Raw genomic sequence first — 5,704 nt, forward strand, 5'->3', positions numbered from 1 at the left:
CCAAGGCGATTGGCGCGGCGACGGGCAAGACGATCATCGTCGACCCGCGCGTGAAAGGGCAGCTGAATCTCGTCTCCGAGAACCCGGTTCCGGAGGACCAGGCGTTGAAGACCTTGCAGTCCGCGTTGCGGATGCAGGGCTTTTCGCTGGTGCAGGATCACGGCGTGCTTAAGGTCGTGCCCGAAGCGGACGCGAAACTGCAAGGCGTGCCGACTTACGTCGGCAATGCGCCCGCGGCGCGCGGCGATCAGGTCGTCACGCAGGTCTTTCAGCTGAAGAACGAATCGGCGAACAACCTGCTGCCCGTGCTGCGTCCGCTCATCTCGCCGAACAACACGGTTGCGGCCTATCCGCCGAACAACACGATCGTTGTCACCGACTACGCTGATAACGTGCGCCGCATCGCGCAGATCATCGCGGGCGTCGATACGGCGGCCGGCCAGCAGGTGCAGGTCGTCCAGCTGAAGAACGCGAACGCGATCGACGTCGCGACGCAGATGTCGAAGATGCTCGACCCCGGCTCGATCGGCAATACGGACGCGACGCTGAAAGTCTCCGTGCAGGCCGATCCGCGCACGAATTCGCTGATGCTGCGTGCGTCGAACGCAGCGCGCCTCGCGGCGGCGAAGTCGCTTGCGAAGCAACTGGACGCGGCAACGGGGCAGCCCGGCAACATCCACGTCGTGCAGCTGCGCAACGCGGACGCCGTGCGCCTGGGGAAGACGCTGCGCGGCATGCTCGGCAAGGGCGGCAACGAATCGACGCCGTCGAGCGGCGGCAACGCAGCGAACACGTTCAACCAGGGCAACACGAGCTCGTCGACGGGCACGTCGGGCCAGCCTCCGCTGCCGGGCGGCTCGCTCGGCGGTTCGTCGTCCTCGTCGATGGGCAGCAATCCGCTCGGCGGCGGCAGTACCTATGGCGGCCAGGGTAACAACAACGCGGCGTTTCTTGGCGAAAAGGAAGGCGGCGGCGGTAACGAAGAGAACCAGCCCGGCGGCATGATCCAGGCCGATGCGGCGACGAACTCGCTGATCATCACCGCGTCCGACCCCGTCTACCGCAATCTGCGCAGCGTGATCGATCAGCTCGATTCGCGCCGCGCGCAGGTGTATATCGAAGCGCTGATCGTCGAGCTGTCGGCGACGTCGAGCGCGAATCTCGGCATCCAGTGGCAGGGCGCGCTGCTGTCGAACGGCGGCAACAACGGCCTCTACGGCAGTTCGAACTTCAATTCGAACGGCAGCCAGGGCATCGTGAACCTGACCGCGCAGGGTGCGATCATTGCGAACAACCCGGCCGCGGCGCTCGCGACGACGGGCACGAACCTGCTGAACAACGGCCTGAACGTCGGCCTGCTGCACCGCTTCGGCAATGTGTTCGGTCTGGGCGGCCTGCTGCAGGCGCTGTCGCAATCGAGCGATGCGAACATCCTGTCGACGCCTAATCTGATCACGCTCGACAACGAGGAAGCGAAGATCGTCGTCGGCTCGAACGTGCCTGTCGTCACGGGTTCGTACGCGACGCCGACTGCGAACGCCGCGACATCCGTGACCGCGTTCAACACGTTCGACCGTCAGGACGTCGGTATCGTGCTGCACGTGAAGCCGCAGATCACCGACGGCGGCATCATCAAGCTGCAAATCTATTCGGAGGATTCGTCCGTCGATCCGACGTCGACAAACAATCCGGGCGGCGTGACGATCATCAAGCGTTCGGTGCAGTCGACGGTGCTGTCCGACGATGGCGAGATCATCGTGCTCGGCGGCCTGATGCAGGACAACTACTCGAACGGCAATAGCAAGGTGCCGCTGCTCGGCGACATCCCGTGGCTGGGCCAGTTGTTCCGCTCGGAAAACAAGACGCGCACGAAGACCAACGTGATGGTGTTCCTGCGGCCTGTGATCGTGCGCGATCAGGCGACCAGTTCGTCGATTGCGTTGAGCCGTTACGACTACCTGCGCGCGCAGCAGGGCGGCTATCAGACGGACAATAACCTGATCCGCGACAAGAACGTGCCGATGTTGCCGCCCGCGCCGCCGGGACCGAATGAGGGCGGCGTGCCGGCACAGAACCTGTTTGACTTCAACAACATGACGCGCCGGCCGCAGGCGCCGAATGGTGCGAGCGATGTGTATGGTCCCAACGGAGCGAATGGGACGAATGGCGTTAACGGCACCAACGGCACCAACGGCACCAACGGCGCGAATGGTGTAAACATGAATGGCACGAACAGCGTGAACGGCGCCAATGGCACGAACGGAACGCCGGGCACGCCAGGTGCTGGAACCCAGGGCACGACTGCCTCACCCGGAGCAAGACCGTGAGCACGACGCCGCTTTCCGGGCCGCACGCCGCCGCTACGGCGGAAGGCGTACGCGAAGCACCGGAAACATCCGCTCAATCAGTGCGCGAAGCGCCTTCTCCGCTCGCCGCGCGGCTGGTGCCGTATGGCTTCGCGAAGAGCGGCCAGATTCTCGTCGCGCATCAGCACGCCGATACGATCGAAGTCTGGATCAGCGAGCGCACGAGTCAGGCCGCGCTCGCTGAAGTCGCGCGCAATTTCGGCGCGGTATCCGTCGTGCGCACGAATGCGGACGAACTTGCGCAGGCGATCAACCAGGCGTACGCGCGCCAGGACGGCAGCGCGGCGCAGGTGGTCGGCGAAGTGGAAGGCGAAGTCGATCTGTCGCGTCTGATGCAGGACATTCCCGAAGTGGAAGACCTGCTGGAATCCGAAGACGACGCGCCGATCATCCGCATGATCAACGCGCTGCTGACGCAGGCCGCGCGCGAGCAGGCATCGGATATTCACATCGAGCCGTTCGAGAATGCATCGGTCGTGCGTTTTCGCGTCGACGGCACGCTGCGCGACGTCGTGCGTCCGAAAAAAGCGCTGCACGGCGCGCTGATTTCGCGGATCAAGATCATGGCGCAACTCGATATCGCCGAGAAGCGTCTGCCTCAGGATGGCCGCATTACGCTGCGCGTCGGCGGACGACCTGTCGATGTGCGCGTCTCGACGCTGCCGACGGGCCACGGCGAGCGCGCGGTGCTGCGTCTGCTGGAAAAAGACGCGCAGCGTCTGAATCTCGAAGCGCTCGGCATGGCGCCCGATACGCTCGCGCAGTTCGACAAGCTGATTTCGCGTCCGCACGGCATCGTGCTCGTCACGGGCCCGACGGGTTCGGGCAAGACGACGACGCTCTACGCATCGATGTCGCGGCTCGAAACGGCGACGACGAACATCATGACCGTCGAAGACCCGATCGAATACGACCTGTCCGGCATCGGGCAGACGCAGGTGAACGAACGCATCGGCATGACGTTCGCACGCGCGCTGCGTTCCATTCTGCGTCAGGACCCGGACATCATCATGATCGGTGAAATCCGCGATCTCGAAACGGCGCAGATCGCAGTGCAGGCCTCGCTGACGGGCCACCTCGTGCTCGCGACGCTGCATACGAACGATGCGGCATCGGCCGTGACCCGTCTGACGGATATGGGCGTCGAGCCGTATCTGCTCGCGTCGTCGTTGCTCGGCGTGCTCGCGCAGCGTCTCGTGCGGCGCCTGTGTCCCGTGTGCAAGGAAGAGCGCGAAGAAGAAGGCGGCCGCAAGGTGTGGCACCCGGTCGGCTGCGACAAGTGCGGGCATTCGGGCTACGCGGGGCGTCGCGGCGTGTATGAACTGCTCAACGTCGATGAGTCGATCCGCACGCTGATTCACCGCAATGCCGCCGACGCCGAAATTGCCGACGCGGGTCATAAGCAAGGCATGCGCACGTTGCGCGAGGACGGCGAGCGCTGGCTGGCGTCGGGCATGACGTCGCTCGAGGAAGTGATACGCGTGACGGGCGGAGTCTGAGCGCATGCCGGCATTCCGCTTCGAAGCAATCGACGCCGCAGGCAAGGCGCAAAAAGGCGTGCTCGATGCCGACAGCGCGCGCGGCGCGCGCACGCAGTTGCGCACGCAAGGGCTCACACCGCTCGTCGTCGAGCCGGCCGCGACGCGCACGCGCGGCGAGCGCAGCCAGCGTCTGTCGTTGGGACGCAAGCTCTCGCAGCGCGAGCAGGCCATTCTCACGCGGCAGCTCGCGAGTCTGCTGATCGCGGGCCTGCCGCTCGACGAAGCGCTCGCCGTGCTCACCGATCAGTCGGAGCGCGACTACATCCGTGAACTGATGGCGGCAATCCGCGCCGAAGTGCTCGGCGGCCATTCGCTCGCCAACGCGCTGTCGCAGCATCCGAAGGATTTTCCCGAGATCTATCGCGCGCTCGTCGCAGCGGGCGAACATACGGGCAAGCTCGGTCTCGTGCTGTCGCGCCTCGCCGATTACATCGAACAGCGCAACGCGCTCAAGCAGAAGATCATCCTCGCGTTCACGTATCCGACCATCGTCACGATCATCGCGTTCGGCATCGTCACGTTTCTGCTGAGCTACGTGGTGCCGCAGGTCGTGAACGTGTTCGCGAGCACGAAGCAGCAGCTGCCGATTCTCACCGTCATGATGATGGCGCTCTCGGGCTTCGTGCGGAACTGGTGGTGGGCCGTGCTGATCGCGGTCGTGGTCGTCGTCTATGTGGTGCGTTCGATACTCGCGCAGCCGGCACCGCGCCTCGCGTTCGACCGCTGGACGCTGACGGCCCCGCTCTTCGGCAAGCTCGTGCGCGGCTATAACACGGTGCGCTTCGCGAGCACGCTCGGCATCCTGACGGCAGCGGGCGTGCCGATCCTGCGCGCGTTGCAGGCCGCGAGCGAAACGCTCAGCAACCGTGCGATGCGAGGCAATATCGACGATGCGATCGTGCGCGTGCGCGAAGGCACGTCGCTGTCGCGCGCGCTCGGCAACACGAAGACGTTTCCGCCCGTGCTCGTGCACCTGATCCGCTCGGGCGAAGCAACGGGCGATGTCACGACGATGCTCGACCGCGCGGCCGAAGGCGAAGCGCGCGAACTCGAGCGGCGCACGATGTTCCTGACGAGCCTGCTGGAGCCGCTGCTGATTCTGGCGATGGGTGGCGTAGTGCTGGTGATCGTGCTGGCCGTGATGCTGCCGATCATCGAGCTGAACAACCTGGTGCAGTGACGGCGGGTGTCACGCCGCCAGTCGTGACGGCGCGCTGTATCGGAGCGTCGCGCCATCACGGCAGCAGAAGAAATCAGCGCACGTAAATGGTCGGACCGGGCGCGTTCGCGGGCAGGAACACTTCGGAGCGCGCGCCGTTGCGATCGACGATGATCGAACGGGCGCGCACTTCGGCGAGCTTCGCGCCCTGCATGATCGTGCTGCCGAGCGACACGGCATGCGGCGGCTCGCCGCCCGTGCTGATGATCGCTGCGGCGCCCTCGCCCAGCGCGAGAATGCCGGACAGGTGGATGTCCTGATTCGCGGTGCGCGTGAGCTGGCCGCCGAACAGCGTCGCCGCCTGCTCCGTCGAAACGGGCGCGCGCACGGCGGCCGCGGGCACGGGCGGCGCATGCGACGTGAGCGTGACGATCCAGTAGGTGAGCGTCGCGCAGAACACTGCGAACAGTGCGAGCGAAATGAGGCGGATCTGGAGTGCGTTCATGCGTGTCATTGTACGGACTCTCGCGAATTTTGCGGCGTGTCGAAAGCGTTCAGCAGCGTGACATTAAAATGACCGGCCGGACGGTGCAAGGTACTGCATTCCCGATGTATCGCATGACATGCATGACGTCCGG

The 5,704-nt window shown here is 65.0% G+C and carries 4 protein-coding genes; 3 read left to right on the forward strand and 1 reads right to left on the reverse strand.

What is annotated here, in order from left to right:
- The 3 genes from gspD to gspF all read left to right on the forward strand — a co-directional run.
- Positions 1 to 2,327, forward strand: a 2,327-nt coding sequence (gspD, locus tag BMW76_RS39700) for a type II secretion system secretin GspD (RefSeq protein WP_090874133.1), incomplete at its 5' end; no start/stop codon positions are given.
- A gap of 80 nt (positions 2,328 to 2,407) precedes the next feature.
- Complete coding sequence (gene gspE, locus BMW76_RS39705) at positions 2,408 to 3,865, forward strand: type II secretion system ATPase GspE (RefSeq protein ID WP_090874135.1); 1,458 nt, start codon at positions 2,408 to 2,410, stop codon at positions 3,863 to 3,865.
- 4 nt (positions 3,866 to 3,869) lie between these two features.
- Complete coding sequence (gene gspF, locus BMW76_RS39710) at positions 3,870 to 5,087, forward strand: type II secretion system inner membrane protein GspF (RefSeq protein ID WP_090874134.1); 1,218 nt, start codon at positions 3,870 to 3,872, stop codon at positions 5,085 to 5,087.
- Between the two features lie 73 nt (positions 5,088 to 5,160).
- On the opposite strand, the gene BMW76_RS39715 is transcribed toward gspF, so the two are convergent.
- Positions 5,161 to 5,571: a type II secretion system protein N gene (locus tag BMW76_RS39715; RefSeq protein ID WP_090869159.1), complete on the reverse strand. Its 411-nt coding sequence runs from the start codon at positions 5,569 to 5,571 to the stop codon at positions 5,161 to 5,163.
- Positions 5,572 to 5,704 lie beyond the last annotated feature (133 nt).

It is taken from the genome of Paraburkholderia diazotrophica, from assembly GCF_900108945.1.
GTDB classification, from domain to species: Bacteria; Pseudomonadota; Gammaproteobacteria; order Burkholderiales; family Burkholderiaceae; genus Paraburkholderia; species Paraburkholderia diazotrophica.

Bases quoted from the DNA above. Each gene is read 5' to 3' on its own strand.
- gspF (WP_090874134.1), top strand. From the start codon at position 3,870: ATGCCGGCATTCCGCTTCGAAGCAATCGACGCCGCAGGCAAGGCGCAA.
- BMW76_RS39715 (WP_090869159.1), bottom strand. From the start codon at position 5,571: ATGAACGCACTCCAGATCCGCCTCATTTCGCTCGCACTGTTCGCAGTG.